This window comes from Opitutia bacterium, assembly GCA_016217545.1.
Taxonomy (GTDB): domain Bacteria; phylum Verrucomicrobiota; class Verrucomicrobiia; order Opitutales; family Opitutaceae; genus Didemnitutus.
Genome location: JACRHT010000017.1, coordinates 419,539 through 440,512, shown reverse-complemented (window position 1 = coordinate 440,512; position 20,974 = coordinate 419,539). Strand labels below are relative to the sequence as shown.

Sequence of the window (20,974 nt, the reverse complement as noted above, 5' to 3'; positions counted from 1 at the left end):
TCCGACGCAAGCCGCCCCCTGCGGCTGACGCAATTCGCAATTTCTCCCCTGTGCCGCGCGCATGGACCAACTGCCCGACATCACACCGTTCCAGCACCGCCTCGACGAACTCGATGCGCAGATGGCGGAGCCGTCGTTCTACGCGAACGCCCGGCGCGCGGCCGAGGTGACGCGCGAGCAGCAGCGCCTGCGGGCGCTCGTGGACGAATTTCGCGCCTACGAGAAACTCGGCTACGAGATCGTGGAGCACGGCGCGCTCTTGAAGGACCCGAAGGCCGACGCGGATCTGCGTGGTCTCGCGGAGATGGAGTTGCCGGATTTGGAGAAGCGCCGCGCAGCGCTGCACGAGTCGGTCTTGCGTGCGATGATCCCGCCGGAGCCGTCGGACTCGCGCAACACCGTCATGGAAATCCGTGCGGGCGCCGGTGGCGACGAGGCGAGCCTGTTCGCGGCGGAGCTTTATCGGATGTTCGTGAGATACTCCGAGGGCCGCGGCTGGAAGGTGCAGCCGATGAGTTCGAGCGGGTCGGATCGCGGCGGATTCAAGGAAGTGATCTTCCTTGTGACCGGCACCGACGTCTACAAGCGCCTGAAATACGAGAGCGGCGTGCACCGCGTGCAACGGATCCCCGTCACGGAGGCGAACGGCCGTATTCACACTTCGACGGTGACCGTGGCCGTGTTGCCGGAGGCCGAGGAGGTGGATGTGCAGATCGATCCGCAGGACCTCGACGTCACCGTGCAGCGTGCGAGCGGACCGGGCGGGCAGGGCGTGAACACGACCGACTCGGCCGTGCGCATCATCCACAAGCCGACGGGCCTCATTGTGTTTTGCGCGGACGATCGTTCGCAGATCAAAAACAAGGCGCGCGCGATGGCGGTGCTGCGTTCGCGGTTGTTGAAGCTGAAGGAGGAGGAAGAGCGCGCGAAATACGCCGCGCAGCGCAAGGGCCAGATCGGCACCGGCGATCGCAGCGAGCGCATCCGCACCTACAATTTCCCGCAGAATCGCGTGACCGATCACCGCATCGGACTCACGCTCTACAGCCTGCCGCAGGTGCTCGAGGGGAATCTCGACACGCTGATCGAGGCGCTCCAGCGCGCGGAGTTCGAGGAGAAGCTCGCCGAGCTGACCGGCGCGCCGGTGATCGCGCGTCGCGGCGCGAGCGAGGACGACGAGTGAGATGTTGACCGTCCTCGAAATCATCAAGCGCACGACCGAGTTTTTCCAGAAGCACGGCATCGAGAGCCCGCGGCTGAACGCGGAGTTGCTGGTCGGCCATTCGCTCGGCCTCAAGCGCATGCAGCTCTACCTGCAATTCGAGCGCCCGCTCGCGGAGGCGGAGCTCGCGAAGATCCGGCCGCTCGTGAAGCGCCGGAGCGAGCGCGAGCCGCTGCAATACATCGTGGGCACGACCGAGTTTGGTGGACTCACGCTGAAGGTGGACCGGCGCGCGTTGATTCCGCGCCCTGAGACGGAACTGCTGGTCGAGATCGCGAAGGAACTATTCGCGGTCGCGCCGCCGGCGCGCGTGCTTGATCTCGGCACCGGCAGCGGGGCCATCGCGCTGGCGCTGGCCAACCATTTTGCGACGGCGGCGGTGATGGCCGTCGACGTGAGCGCGGAAGCGCTGGCGCTCGCGGGCGAGAACGCCACGGCGCTCGGGCTCGCGGAGCGGGTGAGATTCCTGCAGTCGGACTGGTTCGCGGCGGTGCCGGCGGACGAGAAGTTCGATCTGATCGTCGCCAATCCACCGTATTTGTCCGACGCGGAGACCCGGGAAACCGCGCCCGAGGTGCAGAAATTCGAACCGTGGAACGCGCTTTCGGCGGGGCCGGATGGTTCGGAGGCCTTGCGCAAGATCATCGCCGCGGCGCCGGCGCGGCTGACGGCGGGAGGGGGCTTGCTGCTCGAGACGGGCATCGCGCAGCACGCGCAGTTGCTCGAAGCGGCGAAAGCAGCCGGTTTCGCGAGTGCCGAATCTCGGCGGGATCTTACCGGGCGGGATCGCTTCGTGATCGCGCGGCTCTAAAAGAGCGAAGGCCGATCGATTGATCGGCCTTCGGCGAGATTCCAGTTGGCGCAACGCGCGGTCAGCCGCGCGGGAGACCGGCGGCCGGCATCGGCGTGCGGCGGGCCCAGAGCGGGGAATCGGCCAGGCGCACGGCATCGGAGACGACGCGAAGCGTTTCGCGGAGGTGGACGTCAAATTTCGCGGCGGTGGCGCTGTCTTCGGCATCGGTGTCGCCTTCGGCGGGCGGCGGCTCAGGAGGCGGCGGGTTCTTGATGACCGCGTCGAGCTTGACCTCGCGTTTGGTGAAGTCGGCTTTGGCGAGGGTTTTGAACTCGGCTTCGAATTTCTTGCCGGTCGCTTCGATGGTTTGCTTTTCCGCGCGGCGCTTTTCGAGGTTCAGGGAAACGGATTTCTGCTCGGTGCGTTCCTTGAACCAGTTGATGTTCTGTTTGAGGACGCTGAATTCCTCGAGCGAGTCCTGACGCTGTTTGCTGGCGGCTAGGAGCGGCGCGACGAAGGCTTGGTTGAGCGGGCGGCCGACGAAGGGCGTGGAGCTGATCTCGTCCCACACGAGGGCGTTGGGCTCGGTGGCTTCGCCGACTTCGATGTAGTCGTCGATGGAGGGGAGGACGATGTCGGGCGTGACGCCTTTCTTCTGCGTCGAGGAGCCGTTGGGCAGGTAATACTTCTGGGTCGTCAGTTTCGCGGCGCCGGCTTTGCCGTAGTCGCGGGAGAGCTTGGGCAGGTAGCGCTCCATCTCGAAGATGACCTGGACGGTGCCTTTGCCGTAGGTGGAGCTGTCGCCGATGATGACGGCGCGGCCGTAGTTCTGCATGGCGCCGGCGAAGATTTCCGAGGCGGAGGCGCTGAAGCGGGATGTGAGAATCGCGAGAGGGCCGTCGTAGGCGACCGTGGTGTTGGTGTCGCGGCCGACGGAGACGCGGCCGGCGGAGTCGCGGACCTGGACGACGGGGCCTTGGTCGATGAAGAGGCCGGAGAGATTGATCGCCTCGGAGAGCAGGCCGCCACCGTTGCGGCGCAGGTCGAGCACGAGCGCGGTGATGTTCTCCTTTTTGAGCTTCGCGATGAGTTCGGCGACGTCGTTGCTCGCGGAGGCGCGGGTGGCGTCGTCGGTTTCGCCGCTCTCGCCGTAGAAGGAGTTCAGGGTGATGACGCCGACGGGGGAGATTTTGCCGCTGGCGTCGGGAACTTCGTAGAGGTCGGCGGTGGCGCGGGCTTGGTTGATCTTGATGTTGTCGCGGACGATCGTGATTTGCTCGGTCTTGGACTGGTCGACGGCTTTTTGCGGGATGACGGAGAGCGTGACTTTGGTGTCCTTCGCGCCGCGGATCATCTGGACGATTTGCTTGTTGCGCATGCCGACGACGTCGACGGCTTCCTGGCCCTCCTGCTGCACGGCGATGATCTTGTCGTTGGGTTTGAGCTTGCCGGTCAGATCGGCGGGGCCGCCGGGGACGATGCTGACGATCTTGCAGTAGCCTTCCTCGTCGACGGTGAGGACGGCGCCGATGCCGACGAGGTGAAGGTTGATGTCGACGTTGAAGTCGTCGAGGTCGCTGGCGGAGAAATAGGAGGAGTGCGGGTCGTAGAGGCGGGTGAGCGCGGTGAGGAAGCGGGCTTCGATCTCCGAGGGCTGGACTTCGGCGGTGTTCTTGAGGAAGCGGTCGAAGCGTTTGGTGATGGTGGCCTTGGCGGCCTCGATCGTCTTCTTGTTGAGGAGCTCGTTGATCAGCTCCGCCTTGAGGCGGCGGGCCCAGATGGAATCGGCTTCCGTGGCGTCGGCGGGCCAGGGGCCTTTGGTGCGGTCGATCGTGTAGGTCTCGTCGGCGGTGAGATCGATGTCCTTGGCGAGTTGGTCTTTCACCCAAGTGACGCGGGAGCGGGCGCGTTGCTCGAAGAGGCCGTAGATTTTGAACGCGGCGTCGATGTTTCCGCGATAGGCGAGATCGTTCTCCATGTTGGCGCCGTAGAGGCGGCGGAGGGCCTGTTCGTCGGCGGCGGTGAAATAGAGGCGCTGCGGGTCGAGGAGCGCCATGTAGTCGGTGATCAGTTTGGGGTAATCGTCCGCCTTGATGCCGTTGCGGTTGAAGTGCACGTAGTCGAGCATCTGCTTGAGCGTGCGCACCTCATTTTGCATGAGGGGATTCGTGGAGTAATCGCGATCGGTGATCGCGAAGGCCACAGGCACGGCGGCAAGCCAGAGAACGGTGCGAAGAAGGCGTGGAAGGCGCATGCGGAGGAGTTAGTCGCGCGGGGCGGGAGTTTGTTTCTTAATTCGTTGAATTACGGTCTCGATGCGGCGAAGCCGGCGGAAAGTGCGGCGCTTGCGCGGGGCAAACGGCTCCACATCGGCGCGCGGTGGGCGACCTTAAGGGCGTCAACGGCGGCTGAGGAGGTCCTTGGCATCGTCGAGCAGGCGTTTCTCCTGCTCAGTAAGAGCGCCGAAGCCGTGCGAATTTATCTTGTCGAGAATGCGATCGACCTCCGCGCGAAGGTTGGCGGGCGGATTGGACCCGGTGGCGGCCGAGCCGGAAACTGGTGACGGTGCTGCCGCCTGTTTCTTCCGGCGGAAGATTTGCGGGAGTCGGAATGTGGCTTCGGTTGCGCGATCCAGACCGTTTCGGGCAAAAAAGAACCGATAGTAGAGCCAGCCGGCGAGCATGCCACCGAGGTGCGCGGAGTGGGCGATGCCGGTGTCGAACGTGCCGCCGGGGAGCTCGCTGAAAAGGTATCCCAACGCGTCGATTCCGAGGAGAATCCACGCGAGGAATTTCGGCTTCAGTGTGACCGGCAACACGAAGAAGAGGAGGAAGGTGATTTCGCGCTCCGGCGCGACGCAGGCAAAAAAGACGAACATGCCGGCGAGAACGCCTGATGCCCCGACCAGGGGGAACGGCGTCGCGCCCCACGAGTGGGTCGCGACCCAGAGCAGTCCACCCATGATCGCGGTTCCGAGGTAGAACTGGATCAGCCCGCGCGAACCGAGAATCGGCGCAATCTCTCGTCCGATCAAAAACAGGCCGAGGCAGTTGAGGACAAAATGAAGCAGCCCTCCGTGGAGCAAAGAGTAAGTCACCAAACGCCACACTTCACCGTGCCAGAGCCCGGCTGGTGTGAGCGCAAAAAGTTGCTGGAATGCTCCGCTGTTAAAGAAGCGCTCAAAAACGAGCTGCAGCACTGAGCCCGCGATGACAGCACTGAGAATCCAAGTGAGCGCCGAGGTGGCCTCGCGCGGATAATCCGAGCGCATGTAAGAGCGGTCCGAAAGCATCGAGCGAAACTTACGCGCGCCCCTTCCAAATACAAGCCCGGGCTCCGCCGTTAACATGACGCGGACCGGTGAGGCGGAAGGGTTCGCCCGCTTGACACCGTATTTCAAAATCCTTGTATCCGCCCATGGCCAACAAAGCAGAGAAGTGGAAAGAAAACGCCGCTGGAAAGTTCTACGTCGATCAGCAGTGCATTGATTGCGATCTTTGCCGCGAGACGGCGCCCGGTTTTTTCACCCGCCACGATGAGGGCGGTTACTCTTTCGTCCACAAGCAGCCTGCCACCGAGGAAGAAACGGCGCTCTGCATGGAGGCTCTCGAAGGTTGCCCCGTCGAGGCCATCGGCAACGACGGCGAGTAATCTCGCTCGTCTCGAAACGGACTGATCACCGCTGCGACCTTCGCAGCGGTTTCTTTTTCTCATTCATGTTAAGTTTGATTCAAGAGAACAGAAACATTGCTGCGAAAGCGACACGAGCGGTGGCGAAATTCGTTGGCGTAGCGACGCTCTTTGCGTTGCGCCTGCTCGCCGCCGCCGACGACGGAACGGCAAAAAAACTCCCCGAGTTTGTGGTGAATGAGGTTCGCGTGGCCAATGACGAGGCGGCGGGCACGTTGGGAATGGCCGTCACGGCATTGCGTTTTGAGCCGCGCGTTGATGTTCAGGCCCGTAGCTTTGCCGAGGCTCAAGCTGACGTGAGCGTGCGCGGAGGTGTGTTTGAGTCGACCGGCGTCCGGATTGGCGCTGCGGCGGTGGCGGACCCCCAGACGGGACACTATCTTTTCGAGCTCCCCGTCGCCCCGGAAATGCTGGGGGCTCCCGCTGTGGCCACGGGTGCCGCCAACGCCGCTCGCGGCTTCAATGCCGGCACGGGCTCGGTGGAATACGGCTGGGCACCTGTGCGCACGGGCGGTCGGGTCGCGGTGGCCGCCGGGGCCCATGGCTATGACCGGCAGGCGATCTATCTTGGCCGTGCGTCCGATTCGCCCAATGGCGTCGGCGGCGATGTCTCGTGGGCGCGATCGCAATCCGACGGTGCGATTGCGTTCGGTGATCACGATTTTTCGCGCGTTGCGGCGCGCATGCAGCGCCGCTCGTCGGATTCGCGGTCGCAGACGGACCTGTTCGCCGGTTATCAGCACAAATTCTTCGGCTGGCCCAACCTCTACACGCCGTTTGGTTTCAACGAAACCGAGAACCTGCAGACAGTGTTGATCGCGCTCAACCACTCGTGGCGCAGCCAGGCGGGCAGCGAGTTTCAGGCGGCGGCCTTCTATCGGCGCAACAAGGACGACTACGAGTTCAACCGCCTCGTTCCCGGCGCGTCGAACCCGTTCCAACACACGACATGGTTGCGTGGCCTCGCCACGAGGGGGCGCGTGCAATTCGCCACCGCAGCGCTCGGCTATTCCTTCGAGGCGCAGCGGGATCGTCTCGAGTCGACGGCGTTGACGTTCGGGCGCTTCAATGAGCGCTCGATCGAAAAGGTCACGCTGTTGCCCGAGTTATCGGCGCCCACCAGCGCAGGCCGGGTGACCGCTCGCGCCGGCGCGGCGTTCGACCATTCCGATCGCGACGGATCCGCTTGGTCGCCGATCGCGGAGCTCGAATGGCGCGGCGTGGAGGGACGCATGATCCGCGGTGAATATTCCGAAGCGACCCAGCTGCCGTCCTACACCGCGCTGAACTCCTCCGCGACCAGTGGCCTTTTCCGCGGGAATCCCAATCTCTCCCGCTCGCGCGCGCGGAACCTTGAGCTGAGTGCAGCGTTTGCCGTCCGCGGCTGGTCGGTCGAGACGGCGGTTTTTCGGCGATGGGATGACCGCTTGGTGGATTGGACTTTCCGTCGCGGCGTCACGGCGCGCACCGCCAATCCCGTGGACACGGTCACCGACGGGATCGAGGTTCTGGCCACTCGGCACTGCGCGCGTGTCGATCTCACGTTCAGCTATGCGTGGCTGCACAAGCGCAGCGACTACGGTGCGGCGCTCGTCGATGCGAGTTTCTATGCCTTGAATTTCCCGGAGCATCGCGCGACCGCGGCGATTCGTTGGCGCGTCGGCCACGGCGTCGAACTGCGGTCGGACAACGAGTATCGCGTCCAGGCGCCGAATTTCCTGCGTGTCATCGGTGGCGATCGCGCCGTGGTCTCCTCGCTCGGACTCCACTTCGCTCCGCCGGCGCTCCGTGGCTGGGAGTTCTCGGCCTTGGTGGACAACCTATGGGACTCGGCGTTTCAGGAGATCCCGGCCGTGCCCGCTTCGCCGCGACAATGGTCCGTGTCCGCCGCGTTCCGTTGGTGAGGGATTACACGGCCGCCGGGCTGTTTCCAGCTCGCTGAATTTCACTGGAAAAATCCGTCTCGCTGCGGATTTTAGACGCGAACCCATTTTCAACCATGCTGCTCTGGATCATCCTCATCATTGTTCCCATGCTATTCGGCCTCTACGCGCAGATGCGTGTGATGAGCGCCTATCGCAAGAACGTCGAAATCCCCTCGCGTGGTCGTATCACCGGTCGCGAGGCCGCGGCGGCCGTGATGGAAAGCGCGGGCATTCACGACGTCGAAATCGTCCGCGTGGAGGGCGAGCTCTCCGACCATTACGACCCCTCGAACCGCCGGCTTGCGCTCTCCGAGCACAATTACGACGGCACGAGCCTCGCCGCTCTCGGCGTCGCGGCGCACGAAGCCGGACACGCCATCCAGCACAAGGTGGGCTACGGCATGATGACAGTCCGTCAGACGCTCGTGCCCGCCACGCAGATCGCCTCCGGCGCCTCACAACTGTTGATCATCATCGGCATCGTGCTCGGCGCGAAAGCCGCCGGCGGTATCTTCCTGATGCTTGGCGCGGTTGCTCTCGCGGTCATTTGTCTCTTTCAACTGGTCACTCTTCCCGTCGAGTTCGACGCAAGCCGTCGTGCCAAAGCCCAACTCGTAAATCTCGGCATCATCGGCCGCGATGAGATGGACGGAGTGCACGAAACTCTCGACGCCGCTGCGTTGACCTACGTTGCCGCGTTCGTCGCGTCGCTCGGCAGCTTGCTCCATATCCTCTTGCTGCTCGTCGGCGGGCGCCGCGACGACTGATCCGCTCACGCTCCCGCGCTAGACTTCGTCCCACGCCAGCCGCTCGGCTGGCGTTTTTCGTTCCAACGGGCGCCGGGCCGTTAGCGGGCCGGATTGCCGCGCACGCAAGCGCCCGCCGGCACCTCGCGCGTGACCACACTCATCGCGCCGACGACCGCCCGTTCACCAATCGTGATGCCCGGCAACACGAACGCTCGCGCACCCACGAACGCGCGCGCGCCCACCACGATCGGCGCCGTCATCAGCGGCCACTCGGCATCCGCGAGATCGTGCGTGCCGGTGCACAAATAAGCTTCCTGCGCCACGAGCGCACCGGCGTGCAGCGTGATGCGGTCGAGCGAGTAGAGATTCGCGCGGTCGCCGACGCACGCGGCATCGTGCAATTCGATGTTCCACGGCAGCTGAATGCGCGCGCGTTGGTGCACGAACGGCGTGCCGACGATCTTCGCCCCGAACACGCGCAGCACGACGAGGCGCCAGGGGTTCAGCGGTTTGGGCGTCCAGCGACACAGCAGCGGCCACGCGAAATCCCAAGCGAGCATCGCCACGCGGCGGCGGAAACTCCACGGCGTGTGACGGCCGGGCAATTGGCGGCGGACGAGAGGCTGACGGCTCATGGGGCGGAGCGGAGCGTTGTCGATGTGCCCGCGCGCGTCGAGTCTGCAAGCGTCTCCTCGACGACCGCTTCGAGCCGCGCGACCGCCGTGTCGATCGCGAAGCGCCGTGCGAAGCAGTCGCGCGCCGCGCGGGCGGTCTGTTCGCGCTCATCGCGGGCACAGTTCGCCCAGCGTTGCAGCAGCTGCGTCGCGCCCGCCACCGAGTCCGGCGCGGCGAAGCCCGCGCCATCCGCCACAATCTCGCGCCACACGTTGACCTGATCGCTGATCAGAACCGGCCGACGGCACGCGAGCGCCTCGACCACGGCCAGGCCGAAATTTTCCTGATGCGAGACCAAGACGAACGCCGCGCACGCGCGCAGCGCGCCCCATTTTGCGTCGCCTTCAATCATCGGCAGCCAATGCACCACGGCGGTCGCTTTAAGCTCGGCAGCGAGTCCCTGCAGCGCCGCGCGGTAGGATTCGTCGCGGCACGGCCCCGCGATCACGAGATCGGGCCAGTCGCCTCCGCCGGAGCGGGCGGCCGCGTAGCCGCGGAGCAGTTCCTCGAGGCCTTTCTTCGGATGCAGCCGCCCGAGAAAAAGCAGAAAGGGCCGGTCTGCGAGCGCGGGGGCGAGCGCGCGAAACGCCTCCCGCTGCCGCGCACTCTCGACCGGCGGTTCCGGCAGACCGAGCGGAACCACTTCCTCCTTTGCGCGGTAGAGCCAGAAGCTTTGTCGCGCCAGCCGGCGCTCCTCTTCGCAAGTGAAGAGCACGCGCGCAGCGTCGCGCAGCACGCGATACTCCGCCCAAGGCCAATAGAGCCACTTCTTCGCGTGCTTCAGCGGGTAGGTGCGCTTGAACCACGGATCCAGCATGCCGTGGCAGTAGACGAGGTAGGGCGTGGAAGTGCCGTGCAGCGCTCGCCATGTGCCCAGACCCGGATACTGCCAGAGCCCGTGCACGAGCACGGCGTCGAAGTCCTGCCGGCGTTCGCGCAACCAAGGCACGAAGTCGCCCGCGTAGCCGTAACCGGCCGAACTTCGCCCCACGACGCTCAAGTCCGGTTGCCCCGCGTCGGCGGGGTCGAGCGATGCGATGGCCACCGCATGTCCGCGCGCCTGCAGCGCGGTGGTCAGCTGCCGCACCGCCGTCGCGACGCCGCCGGTCTCGGCGCGGAGCGAACGGACGACGTGGAGAAGACGGCGCGGCATGGTTCCGTCGCTGGCGTTCACCAGACCCAACCTTCGGTTCGGTGAAAATACTTCGCGTCGCGCGGCAAGTCCTTCACGCGCCGCGCGGGCACACCCGCATAAAGTCCGTCGGGCAGGTTTTCCGAGGAATTGAGCAGCGCCATCGCGCCGAGCACGCAGCGGTCGGGCAACCGCGCACCGCCGAGGACGACGGCCGCCGTGCCGACGAAGCAATACTCGCCGATGGCGATCGCCGCGCAATCCTGCCGGCTCTGCTCAATGTCGATCGAGTGCGTCAGGAACTGCGAGCGGTAGCCGGCGATCGTCGTGAAGGCACCGATGCTGATCCGGTCCGTGCAGTCGAAGTGGTGGCCCTTGGTGAGGGCGGCGTGGGCGCCGACGACGAGGGCCGGGTCGCGGTCCGGCCGATGCGCGAAGTGCCGCGTGTCGCCGCGCGGGAAACCGGTGATCCAGTTTTGGCGGTCGATCAGCGTGTGCGGCCCCAGCTCGAGTCGCGCGAGGTGGATCGCGACGTTGAGATGACCGATTCGCGCGCCTTCATGCAGGATGAGCTTCTCGGGGAAGATCCAAGACCAGCCGATGTGCGCGGTCGGGTGGATTTCGTAACCGTAGCACGCCGTCAGCACGCGCCGGCGCAAAAACCACGGCAGCAGGACGACGAACAGGCGAAGCAGGAACTTCATCGGGGGCGCGGGAGCGAGATGACCTCTTCGTAGAGTTGGAGATAGGCGTCAACCATCCGCTCGACGGAAAACCGCCGCGCGTTGGCCAGTCCGCGGGCGATGACCGCCTCGCGCTCCGCCGACGAACCCAGTCGCAGCGCCGCCACCGCCATGCCCGCTTCGTCGTCGAGCGCGCAGACCTGGGCGGCGTCGCCGCCGACTTCGGGCAGCGAGGTGCGGTCGCTGCAAATCACCGGGCAGCCGCACGCCTGCGCTTCGAGCACGGGCCACCCGAAACCCTCGCACTTCGAAGGGAACAGCAATGCGTGCGCCGCGCTGTAGAGCGCGGCCAGCTCGGCGTCGGTCGCGCGCGGCACGGCGAGGACCTGCTCCGCGAGACCTTGGGTGGCGATGGCCGTGTGCAATTCCTCGGGCAGCTCGGCGCCGCAGAAAACGAGTTTGCCGGGCCAGCCTTGGGAGCGCATCCGCGCGAAAACGCGGAGCACGCCGGCTTTGTTTTTGCGCGCGAGATTGGATCCGACGTGCAGGAGGTAGGGCGCCGAGCCGAGGAGCGGCGCGACCGTCGCGACGCATGCGCGCGCCTCAGCGATCGGGACGGGACGCAGCGGCTGGTTGAGCCCCAGCGGAATAGCTCTGCGCACCTGTCGGGCGTGGCGCGGCACCAGGCGCTCGGCGTCGCCTTGGGTGCTCTCCGAATCGCACGCGATGGCATCGGCGCGCGCGAGTCCGCGCACGATGGCACCCTGCAAGCGGCGACCGAGCCACGAGGCCGGGCAATCCGTGTCCTCACCCAACGCGCCGCGCACGGCGAGCAGGTCGTGGCAGGTTGCGACCCACGGGCGGTCGCGCCGCGCGGGGATGTAGAGCGCGTTGGAGTGGTCGACGACGTGGATCACTTGCGCCGCCGCGATCGGGCCTCCGTGCAGCGCGTCGCGCAATTCCGAGGGAAACGAGAGATACTTCGCCGCGTAGCCGGCCCATTTTTCGCCCGCGACGCGCGCCACCCAACGATGGCCGGTCAGCGGTTTAGGTGCTGTGACCGTGACGTCGTGTCCGCGCGCGGAAAGTTCCCGGCGCAGGAGCTCGCCAAAGCGCAGCATGCTCTGCTGTCCGTCCGGGGCGTAGTTGGCGAGGAGGGCGATCTTCACGTCGGTTTCAGCGCGGCGTCCTCGGTTTCCTCGTCGTCGTCGGTTTCCTCGGCGATTTCATCCTCGGGCGGATTGAGCGCGGCGAGACTGAGTCCCGCGGTGAACACCGCGAAGCCCAAGTGCGTCGATGGTCCCCATTGCGAATTCAGCATCGGGAAAAACGCCGCACCGGCGAGCAGCCAAGCGAGTGGATCGCCGTCGAGCCGCAGTTGCCGCCAGGAGCGCAGAAGCAACGCGAAAGCGAGCCACACGCGCCAGCCGATGAAGGCGAAGCCGAGCAGCGGGCCGATCTCCAGCACGATGCGGCTCCACTCGGACTCGGCCAGCAGGAAGACCTTTTTGCCGGTAGTGAGACGGGCGCCGGCCAGCGTGCCGAGGCCGATGCCGTGGCCGGTGAGGGGAGCGTTGAGCGCCTGTTGAAACGGCTGGGTGTAGTCGTTGATGACGCGATCGACGATGTTGCTCTCGAAGGAGCCGCGGTCCGACATCAGCGAGTCGTTCCAGCGCGTCTGGAAAGCCTCCACGTAAACCGAGTCAGTCGCGGCGGCCAGCATCACGCCGGCAACGATGGCCGGCGCAAAATAACGCGGGAGCCGGCGAGCGTCCCGCAGGGCGGCCATGAGTCCAAACGCGCCGATCACGAGCGCGGTGAACAGGAGCGAACGGCTGATCGAGACCGGCAACGCCACGAAGCAAGCGACGGTCGCCACCAGCAGCAGCACGCGCGAGACGCCCTCCCGATGCAGCCAGCCGGCGAGCACGAACGCTCCCGTGAGATTGAAGAACAGGACGAGGCCGCTGATGAAGCTGAACGGCCCCGGCGGACGGATGCGCTCGAGCGCGCCCAGGATCTGACCGGACTCCTGTCCGCCGACGCCGACGTTCACCCACGCGGTGCGCGGCGAGTTGAACTGCACGAGCATCAGCGCGACCACCGGAATCGCGAGCCACAGGCAGACTCGCGCGTAGCGGCGGACGTCCTCCCGATCCAGCGTCGACCCCATCACGAAGATCAGCGGCAGGTGCAGGAAATTGGTGCGCAGGCCGAAGAGCGCTACCATCCACGGCGTGTCGGTGGAAAAGACGAAGGCCAGCGAAAGGACCGCGAGCAGGCCGAGAAAGATGACGTGCGATCCGCCCAGCGAGCGGCCGGACATCCACGCGAAAAGATAGATCAGCACCACCAGCGGATCGCGAATGATGAAGATCACGTCGCTGAGGCCCGGGAAGACCCACTTGCGCAACACGCCTTCGCCGATGATCAGGGCGAAATAGAGCCAGAGAAGGGCGCGGAGCCAGAGGAGCGGGCGGTTGGGGGTCACGGGTTGCTTGGTTCGGAGAAGAGAGCCGAGGAAATCGTGGCCGCGTGGTTTGCCCACGAAAAACGGACGCTCGCGGCCTGCGCCGCGCGACCCATCTCGCCGAGCTGGGCGCGGTTTTCCGCGCACCAAGCCAGTCGGCGCGCGATTTCACCGGGAGCGCGGATAGGCACGATGAAGCCGCTGGCGCCGTCCTCCACCACGTCGCTGGCGCCGGTGTTCGCCGTCACGATCGCGGGCAAGCCCTGGCTCATCGCCTCTTGCACGACGAGCGCGCGGCCTTCGACGATCGAGGGCAGACACAGCACGTCGCAGGTGCGCATCAACTCCAGCACCGCGGCGTGCGGGCGCGTGGCCTCGTAAGTGAAACGCACGCCCACGGCGCGATAGAATTCCAAGGGGAGCACCGGCGATCCGATCACCACCAACTCGACGGCGGCGGCGCGCGTCCCCAGTTCGCGCATGGCGGCGAAAAGATCGGCGAGGCCCTTGCGCTGAGTCATCGTCCCGGCAAAGAGCACGCGCAGCGGTCGGGCCGCGTCGGGGGCCCGGCGCTCCGGGCCGCAAGGCGGCGATCCGAACGGCGCGACGATCACCCGGCGGTCTTTCCGCACGTTCGCCGGCAACGACGCGGCAACGAACTCGCTCGGGCACACGATGTGGGTCGCGAGCGACAGCTCGCGGTCCTTGCGCGCGAGTTTCTCCGCGGAATCCTGCGGCCCGAGCAACGTCGGCGCCCAGTCCGGCCAGCGACGCGCTTCTTCCTCGAGCAGCCGGCGGCTCGTTCGCCAATGCGCGATTGGCAGGTCGTAGCCGCGCAACCAGCCGCGCGCCGCGGCGGCGGCGAAACTGTCCGCCGCGCCGTCTTCGTAGGCGTAAACGGCGCTCGCGGCGATGCGGCCGCGCTCGATGCGTCGCGCCATCCATGCGTCGAAGCCGCGATAGACCGCATCGACCGAGAGCGCGCCGGTTTCATGTCGCACGAGCGCGCGGGCGCTGAGCCGGCTCGCGGCGAGCCGTGCCGCTTCGCGCCAAGGGTGCGTGACGACGGGGCCGGCGGTGTCGCGCGAGAGGGCGCGGCGGGAGAGTTCCGCCGCCATGCCTCGCGGCAGCAGGCGATCAAACCACGCCGGTGCGCGCCAATCGAGGCACGTCGCGACTTCAGCCAGCCGTCCGTCGCGCCGCCACGCTTGCGCGAGATTGCGGAAAAACTGGTTCCCCGTCGGATGCATGAGCACCACGCGATCCCGGGCTGTGGCGGGGGAAGTCATCACGCGCGGAAGATCGGCTCGTCGACGAGCCGCAGGCCGTTGGTCCAAATCTGCCGCCGGGCGCGCCGCTTTTCGCCCCAGCGCAGCGCAGCCATCGCGGGCGCGCGAACGCAGAACTCGAGGAGTTGCGCGGCGCGACTGAGGGCGCGTCCGTGATAGGCGACGCTGGCTTGCTCCGACCACGCGCGGGACAACTGCCCGCGGCGCGCCAGCAGGAGCTTCCGCCAAAGCCAGAAGTCGTGGAGCGGACGCTTCCATTCGCGCCACACGGAGGCGGCAAGCGGCGACTGGTCGGCGGCCTGCCGCAGCGCGACGAGCGGCACGAGCCGGAACTCGGCGAGGCGCGTGGCTTCGCGCGCGGGATCGCGGGAAAGTTGCCCGTCGCTCATTCGATAGGAATGCAACACGCGCGCGTCGTAGTGGAAGTGCCGCCCGAGTCCCGCCAGCAGCAGCCAGTAGTGGTAATCCTGCGCATACTTCCAGCGCACCTCGGCGGCCAGCAGGGGCGCGATCGTCGTGGCGCTGCGGCAGAAAATCGAAGGCGTGTTGATGACGTTCTCCTGCAGGAGCACGCGCAGCATGGCGGCCGGCTCGATCGTTTGCCCGCCCCACGCGGCGAGGCGCTCCGCCAGGACGCGCGCGGGGTGATACCAGATTTCGCGGCCGTGCGCGTCGATTTGGATGCCGGCGCCGAAGAAGATGTCCGCGGCGGGCGTCTTCTCTGCGGCCGCGAGACGATGCGCGAGAAACTCCGGATGCAGAAGATCGTCCGCGCCCGGATTGCACCAGAACGGCGCGCGCACCTCGCGCAGCAACTGTTCCGTGGCGCGCGCGACACCTTGATTCGGCGTCCACGAGAGGAAGCGGAAACGCGGATCGGCCGCGTAACGCTCCAGGCCCGGCTGCTGGTGATCGTCGCAGCCGTCGCTCAACACGAGCACTTCGAAATCCGGCATCGTCTGCGCCACGAGCGACGCGCACAACTCGAGCAGGAACGGCCCCGCCTTGTAGGTCGGCACGACGACCGAGACGCGAGGAGGGTTTGGCAGGGCGGCGCTCATGCGGCGGGCTTGGGTGCGGGCGCGCGCCGCCGGGCGATTTCATTGCCGATCTTCCGACCCAACTGGTTCCAGCCGAGCGCAAGCGCGCCCGCCGGACGCAGCGCTTGAAACCGGATCGCTTCCGCCGGCGCGTCGATGACGGGTTGCGCGAGCTCACGCGCAAAACGCCCGCGATGGGCCGAGAGGAAATGCGCTCCGATCGTCGCCGGCTCCACGTGCGCGCCGGGATAGAGATTGAGCACCTGCCGCGGGTCGACGGCGTGGCCGTTCGCCCTCCGCGCCAGCGCCGCCCAGCACGTGGGCTCGGTCCACGCGGGAATCACGCGCCAGTCCGGCTGCGCGAGAAACCAGTCGACGAAATCGAGATCGTAGCACGCGCGATCGATCAGCGTCAGGCCGGTGTTGATGCCTTCCACGATGCGCAGCCGCCGCCGATCGAGCAGGTGCCAGGGCCGCACCGAATACGCCATCCAGACCGTGTCGCGAAGAAACACGCTGCGGCCGGCGAGCGCCTCCCGGCAAAACAGCCCGCGAAACGGCCGGAAAAACCGAATGTCGCCGTCGACGTAGCAGCAGTCGCCCGGCTCGAGCAACGCGACGTCGAGGAGCTTGAGTCCCCACACCGATCCGGCGCGAAACGCGCGCGCGTTCGGATGTTTGGCCAGCCGCTCCGCCATCGCCGCGTCGGCGTCCGCGCGTCGCACCACGCGCAGGCGGGGAATCTCGGTTTCGAGTCGCGCGATGTCGGCGTCCGTCAGCGAGCCGTCCTCGTGCACCACCGTCGCGAACGCGTCCGCGCTGCACGCGACCAGCGTCCGCCAACACGCGAGCATCAGTTCGACGTCGCGATGGCAAAGCAATGTTCGCACCGCAACCGGCGGCACCGCGTCAGCGCTCATGTTGCTCCAAATCCGCGAGGAATTGCCGCGCGATCGCGGGCACGCCGGGGCGCGGCGCGGTGTGGCCGGGCGCGTCCGCGAGACGGGCCGGATCGCGGAAATACGGCACGAAGCCCGGATCCTCCGCCGTGTCGTCCGGCGGCAACGGCACGCCGCGCGGCGGATCGCCCGCGGCAGTGGCGACGACTTTGACGCCGTGCTCGCGCAGCGCGGCGGCGCTGCTGCTCTTGCCGAGAATGTTCCAGGGCATCGAAGTCACCGCGAAGTCGAAGCGCGCAAACACCTCGGCAAGGCGCTCGGTCGAACAACGACCGAGCCGCACAAACGTGATGCGTCCGCGCCAGCGCTCCTCGATCTGCGCGAGCAACGGGCCGCCGGGGCCGATGCCTCCCGCGGTGACGAACGCCGCTGGTCGGCCGAGCGCACGCGCCAGTCGTTCGAAATCCCCAAGAAATGCCTCCGGCTGCCAGTTCGGGTGCAACGAGCCGAAGAGCCCGCACACGAGCGCGTCGGACGGCACGCCGTCGATCGCCTCCGGCACGGGCGCGGCGACCGCTGGCACGCTGCCGAACATCGGCAGCCGCCCCGCGCGCTGTCCGACGCCGGCGAGGACGCTGACGTTGCACGCCGTGCTGGTGTGCACGCAGTCCGGCGCCGAGCGACGCAGCAGCGCGCGCACCGCACGCTGTTGCGCCCAGCCGACGAGCCGCTCCTTCAGCGACGCCCCGCGGTGCACGCCGATCCACACTTCGTGGAAGAAAATGTGCCGACGCGGCGCGGTGTGGAGCAGGTCGGCGAGCAGGGGCACACGCGCGCCGAACAAGCCACGCGGATCGAAGCTGTAGGGCACGAAATGCAGGCTCGTCCAATCGGGGGCGAACTCCGCGAGCCAGCGTCGCGCGGCCGCGCCACCGTCGGCGCGCACCGCCGCGTCGCTGAGGCGCAGGATGCGCGGATCGTCCGCGCCGGGTTCCTCCGGCTCCGCGAGGCTGACCCACCGCACGTCGTGTCCCGCCGCCGCGCACGTGAGCCCGAGTGTCCGCGCGTAGTCGCCCACGCCGTCGCGGCCGGGAGCAAGCGAACCGGTGATGAAGGCGAGTTTCATGACGCGGCCACCGACCGGCGCGACGCGCTCAGCCAGCGGAAGAACAGTTCCCGCCACGCGCGCCGCCGGCCTTCGGTGAAGCGGTGCAACAGCGTCACCGCGCCCAACACGCCGAGCGCGAGCCCGACCACGTGTCCGGGCTGCCGCGGGTCGTAGAACGGCAGCGCCGCGCCGAGCACGAGCAGCGGGTAATGATAGGCGTAGAGCGAGAAAGTCATCCCGGCGGCCGCGCGCGCCGGGCGCTCGATCGGTGCCGGCACGGACGCATTTTTCCACAGCCATCCGCAGCCGAGGACATGCGCGCCGAAAAGCGCGCCGAGCAGCAGGTCGCTGCCCCAACGGCCGGAGTAGAACCATGGCGCGACGGCGAGCGGCCCGCCGGGGAAGCACCATCCCTTGATCCAAAACGCCAGCAGCAGCGCGCCGGAAACGCCAGCGACCGCCGCAGCGAAAAGCCGGCCCGGTTCGAAGCGCGCTTGCAGCCACCACGCTGCGACACCGGTGAGCCAGACGGGCAGGAGCAGCAGCACTTTCGGCCCCACCAGTGCGACGACGGCGAGCATCAAGCCCCAGCGCCAGCGCGCGGCGCGGGCGTAGACCCAAATGCCGAACAGCACGTAGAACCAGAACTCGTATCCCAGCGACCACAGCGGGGAGTTCGTGGCCGGCGACGCGCTGAGGAACCACGCCTCCTGCAGGAACACGGCACAGAGCGCGAGGCGCGCGCTTTCGTGATCGCGCAGGACGGCGGCGGCGAGCGCGGGCACCATCCGCGCCGCGACCATCGCGAGCGCAGTCAACGCGAGGGCCGGCAACACCACCGAATACATCCGCGCCAGCCGGGCGGCCGCGTAGTCGATCACCCCGCGGTTGCGCCCAAGCGTGGCGTCCGCGATCACGAAGCCGGAGAGGAAAAAGAACACGATCACGAGCTCGTGCCCGAGGTCGGGAAAGACCACGCCGGTGGCGGAAAACCACGGCAACCCGACGTGCCCCAGCATCACGCCGAGCGCCGCGAACGCCCGCCACGCGTCGAGGTAGACGGAGACGGCGGGCGTCATGCCGCCGACTCGCGCGCCCGCGGCCGAATCCCGCGAGGCAGTAGCGAGGAGCGGAGCTTGTCCGACGGCGCTCATCGTTCGGCGAGCTCCCGGTAAGCGTGCGCGTAGAACTCCGGGCCGCGCAGCTCCTGCGCGAGTGAGTCGCGCGTGCGGCGCGCGCGGGTGGCGTATTCGCCGTCGGACATCTCCGCTGCCGCGCGCAGGCAGGCCGCGAGGCCCGGGATATCGCCGGGCTCGCAGACGAGCGCTTCGCGGCCTGCGGCTTCCGGCACGCCGCCATCGCGCGTGATGATGCATGGCACGCCGACCGCGCGCGCCTCGATCGCGGTGAGGCCGAAATCCTCGCGGGTGTTCGGTGGCACGACCATCCAGCGCGCCGCGCGGATCGCGTCGGCCTTTTCGCTTTGAGATAGAAAGCCGAGCGCGGTCACGCCACGCACGCCGAGTTCAGCGAGGCGTCGTTCGATCCGCGGGCGCAGCGGGCCATCGCCGATCAGGCACAGCGGCCAGCGCGCGGGATCGAGGGCGGCCTGCGCGTAGGCTTCGACGAGCGTGTCGAGGCCCTTGTTTTCAATCCAGCGCGCGGCGAAGACGAAGCCGCGGCGCTGTTCGATGGGGCGCTCGCCGCTGGCAAGTTCGCAGAGGGGGAATACGACCTCGCTGTCCGGCCACGCCGCCGGGCCTTCCCAGCTGCGGCGCACGAAGTCCGAAATGTAGAACCGTCGCGCGGCCGCCCGCCGCAGCAGCACGTCCCACGCGCGTTGGCGCGGTGAGTTTCCCGGGGTGCGATGATTGATCACGTTCACGAGCACCGGGCATCGTGCGAGCTGCGCGGCGAGCAACGTGTCCGGGCTGGGATTGAACGAGTGGACGACTTCCGCGTCGCCGACCGCGCGCCACAACGCGCCGCTCGCGCGCGGGATGAATTGCACGCGGGCGCCGAACGGCGCGCAGGCTGCGGCGAACTCCGGTCGCAGTTCGAAGCTCGCGACTCGTTTGAAAAAAACGGTCAACTTAACCTCCGGGTGCGCGGCGAGACCGCGCAGAATTCCCAGAGCGAACGCTTCCATGCCGCCGTAGCCGCCGAAAGTGGGGCTGACGAGCGCGACGCGGAGCGGGGCCTGTCCGGAAGTCATCGTTGGGCGAGCCAGCCGAGGTAAGCGGTTTCGAGCTGCGCGACGGCGCGCTCCCAGCGGAATTCCTGCACCGTGCGCCAGCCGGCGAGGGCGATGCGGTGGCGCAGCGCGGCGTCGGTGATCAGGTGCTCCAACGCGCGGCGGAGTGCCGGCGCGTCGCCGATCGGCACGACGAGCGCGTTTTCCTGATCGCGGAGGTCGGCGCCGAACCCGGTCGGCGTCGTCACTGCGGCGCAGCCGCATGCCATCGCTTCGGCGGTCGCCATGCCGAAGCCTTCGTAGCGCGCGGGCAGCACAAAGATCGAAGCGCGTGTGAGGCGTTGCGCCAATTCCTCACGCGAGATGCGACCGGGCACGTGCAGACGCGGACGGAGCGGGGTGGGGAACAGGGCGCGCAGCTCTTCCTCGCCGCGGCTCGTGCCGATCAGCTCGAGCTCCGTTTCCGGATGGCGTTCGAGGAGCGGCGTGACGGCGGCGACGAGTGTGTCTACGCCCTTCCGTTCGATCCACGAACCGAGAAAGGCCAGTCGCGGTGGGCGCGCCGTGGGGGCCGAAGTGGCAAGAAACTCGTCGTCGAGTCCCGGCGGCACAACCGCGACCCGTGCCGCGGGCAGGAAGCCGCCCCGCACGAGGTGTGCGCGATCGGCGCCGCAGAGGGCGGCGCAAGCGTCGATGTGCGTGAAAGCCGCGCGGTCGAGCGCGCGGTGGAGCGGTGCCGTGGCGCCGGCGGTTTCGCCGGCCGCGGTGGCGAGCAGTTCGCAGCCGTCGGTGCGGTGCACGAGCAGCGGACGTTGCCGGCGGCGGTGCAGCCAGCGCGCGAGCCAGCCGAACTCGCCGCCGTTGATCTCGACGAGATCGAAGCTCTCGCGGGCGAGCGTGCGTTGCAGGTGCCAGCGCGCGCCGAGCGCGAGCCGGAAACGATGTCCGGCGCGCAGGCGCGGCCAGAGCCGCACGGCATCAGGCTCGATGACGCGCACGCTGTGCCCGCGCGCGCGCAGGCCTTCGCTGAAACGCACGCGCGTCTTGCCCGAGCCGAGGGCGGGATCGAGCGGGCAATTGCTGTAGACGAGAATCTTCATTCGGC

General features: G+C 67.4%; 20 protein-coding genes. 5 read left to right on the top strand and 15 right to left on the bottom strand.

The genetic code is table 11. From position 1 onward, the window contains the following. The first annotated feature begins 61 nt into the window (after positions 1-61). Both prfA and prmC read left to right on the top strand, forming a co-directional pair. Positions 62-1,183 carry a peptide chain release factor 1 gene (prfA, locus tag HZA32_17735; protein MBI5425923.1) on the top strand — a complete coding sequence of 374 codons (1,122 nt, stop codon included), beginning with the start codon at positions 62-64 and terminating at the stop codon, positions 1,181-1,183. 1 nt (position 1,184) lies between these two features. Then, positions 1,185-2,033 (top strand): peptide chain release factor N(5)-glutamine methyltransferase, encoded by an 849-nt coding sequence (gene prmC, locus HZA32_17730; protein ID MBI5425922.1) that lies wholly within the window; start codon positions 1,185-1,187, stop codon positions 2,031-2,033. 61 nt (positions 2,034-2,094) lie between these two features. Here the strand turns inward: prmC and HZA32_17725 are convergent, their stop codons facing one another. Next, on the bottom strand, positions 2,095-4,269 hold the full coding sequence (locus tag HZA32_17725; GenBank protein ID MBI5425921.1) for a carboxy terminal-processing peptidase: 2,175 nt from the start codon (positions 4,267-4,269) through the stop codon (positions 2,095-2,097). 144 nt (positions 4,270-4,413) lie between these two features. Continuing rightward, entirely contained in the window at positions 4,414-5,307 is an 894-nt protein-coding gene (locus HZA32_17720) for a rhomboid family intramembrane serine protease (protein ID MBI5425920.1), read from the bottom strand. A gap of 125 nt (positions 5,308-5,432) precedes the next feature. Between HZA32_17720 and HZA32_17715 the strand changes: the two genes are divergently transcribed. Further along, positions 5,433-5,666 (top strand): ferredoxin, encoded by a 234-nt coding sequence (locus tag HZA32_17715; protein MBI5425919.1) that lies wholly within the window; start codon positions 5,433-5,435, stop codon positions 5,664-5,666. Between the two features lie 68 nt (positions 5,667-5,734). Here the strand turns inward: HZA32_17715 and HZA32_17710 are convergent, their stop codons facing one another. Continuing rightward, positions 5,735-6,364: a hypothetical protein gene (locus HZA32_17710; protein ID MBI5425918.1), complete on the bottom strand. Its 630-nt coding sequence runs from the start codon at positions 6,362-6,364 to the stop codon at positions 5,735-5,737. Positions 6,365-6,388: 24 nt separating this feature from the next. On the opposite strand from HZA32_17710, the gene HZA32_17705 reads away from it, so the two are divergent. Both HZA32_17705 and HZA32_17700 read left to right on the top strand, forming a co-directional pair. Next, on the top strand, positions 6,389-7,609 hold the full coding sequence (locus HZA32_17705) for a TonB-dependent receptor (GenBank protein ID MBI5425917.1): 1,221 nt from the start codon (positions 6,389-6,391) through the stop codon (positions 7,607-7,609). Between the two features lie 95 nt (positions 7,610-7,704). Beyond that, a complete protein-coding gene (locus tag HZA32_17700; GenBank protein MBI5425916.1) occupies positions 7,705-8,397 on the top strand; it encodes a zinc metallopeptidase in 693 nt (230 codons plus the stop codon). 80 nt (positions 8,398-8,477) lie between these two features. Here HZA32_17700 and HZA32_17695 read toward each other — a convergent pair whose 3' ends face one another. The 12 genes from HZA32_17695 to HZA32_17640 all read right to left on the bottom strand — a co-directional run bounded on the left by HZA32_17695 (position 8,478) and on the right by HZA32_17640 (position 20,969). Then, positions 8,478-9,014 carry a putative colanic acid biosynthesis acetyltransferase gene (locus HZA32_17695; protein ID MBI5425915.1) on the bottom strand — a complete coding sequence of 179 codons (537 nt, stop codon included), beginning with the start codon at positions 9,012-9,014 and terminating at the stop codon, positions 8,478-8,480. Then, on the bottom strand, positions 9,011-10,207 hold the full coding sequence (locus tag HZA32_17690; protein MBI5425914.1) for a glycosyltransferase: 1,197 nt from the start codon (positions 10,205-10,207) through the stop codon (positions 9,011-9,013). Before HZA32_17690 ends, HZA32_17695 begins: the two co-directional genes overlap by 4 nt. A gap of 17 nt (positions 10,208-10,224) precedes the next feature. After that, the gene (locus HZA32_17685; protein MBI5425913.1) at positions 10,225-10,890 is read right to left on the bottom strand and encodes an acyltransferase; all 666 of its coding nucleotides are present in this window, start codon (positions 10,888-10,890) and stop codon (positions 10,225-10,227) included. Then, entirely contained in the window at positions 10,887-12,038 is a 1,152-nt protein-coding gene (locus HZA32_17680; GenBank protein MBI5425912.1) for a glycosyltransferase family 4 protein, read from the bottom strand. The genes HZA32_17685 and HZA32_17680 overlap by 4 nt, the downstream gene beginning before the upstream one ends. Further along, positions 12,035-13,360, bottom strand: a complete 1,326-nt coding sequence (locus tag HZA32_17675) for a hypothetical protein (GenBank protein MBI5425911.1) — start codon at positions 13,358-13,360, stop codon at positions 12,035-12,037. Before HZA32_17675 ends, HZA32_17680 begins: the two co-directional genes overlap by 4 nt. Further along, positions 13,357-14,628 (bottom strand): glycosyltransferase family 4 protein, encoded by a 1,272-nt coding sequence (locus HZA32_17670; protein MBI5425910.1) that lies wholly within the window; start codon positions 14,626-14,628, stop codon positions 13,357-13,359. Before HZA32_17670 ends, HZA32_17675 begins: the two co-directional genes overlap by 4 nt. Next, positions 14,628-15,689, bottom strand: a complete 1,062-nt coding sequence (locus HZA32_17665) for a glycosyltransferase (GenBank protein MBI5425909.1) — start codon at positions 15,687-15,689, stop codon at positions 14,628-14,630. Before HZA32_17665 ends, HZA32_17670 begins: the two co-directional genes overlap by 1 nt. Next, positions 15,686-16,588, bottom strand: a complete 903-nt coding sequence (locus HZA32_17660; GenBank protein ID MBI5425908.1) for a hypothetical protein — start codon at positions 16,586-16,588, stop codon at positions 15,686-15,688. The genes HZA32_17665 and HZA32_17660 overlap by 4 nt, the downstream gene beginning before the upstream one ends. Continuing rightward, on the bottom strand, positions 16,578-17,693 hold the full coding sequence (locus HZA32_17655) for a hypothetical protein (GenBank protein ID MBI5425907.1): 1,116 nt from the start codon (positions 17,691-17,693) through the stop codon (positions 16,578-16,580). Before HZA32_17655 ends, HZA32_17660 begins: the two co-directional genes overlap by 11 nt. Then, complete coding sequence (locus HZA32_17650; GenBank protein MBI5425906.1) at positions 17,690-18,754, bottom strand: acyltransferase; 1,065 nt, start codon at positions 18,752-18,754, stop codon at positions 17,690-17,692. The genes HZA32_17655 and HZA32_17650 overlap by 4 nt, the downstream gene beginning before the upstream one ends. Before the next feature lie 71 nt (positions 18,755-18,825). Further along, positions 18,826-19,890 carry a glycosyltransferase family 4 protein gene (locus tag HZA32_17645; protein MBI5425905.1) on the bottom strand — a complete coding sequence of 355 codons (1,065 nt, stop codon included), beginning with the start codon at positions 19,888-19,890 and terminating at the stop codon, positions 18,826-18,828. After that, on the bottom strand, positions 19,887-20,969 hold the full coding sequence (locus HZA32_17640) for a glycosyltransferase family 4 protein (GenBank protein MBI5425904.1): 1,083 nt from the start codon (positions 20,967-20,969) through the stop codon (positions 19,887-19,889). Before HZA32_17640 ends, HZA32_17645 begins: the two co-directional genes overlap by 4 nt. Between the last annotated feature and the right edge of the window lie 5 nt (positions 20,970-20,974).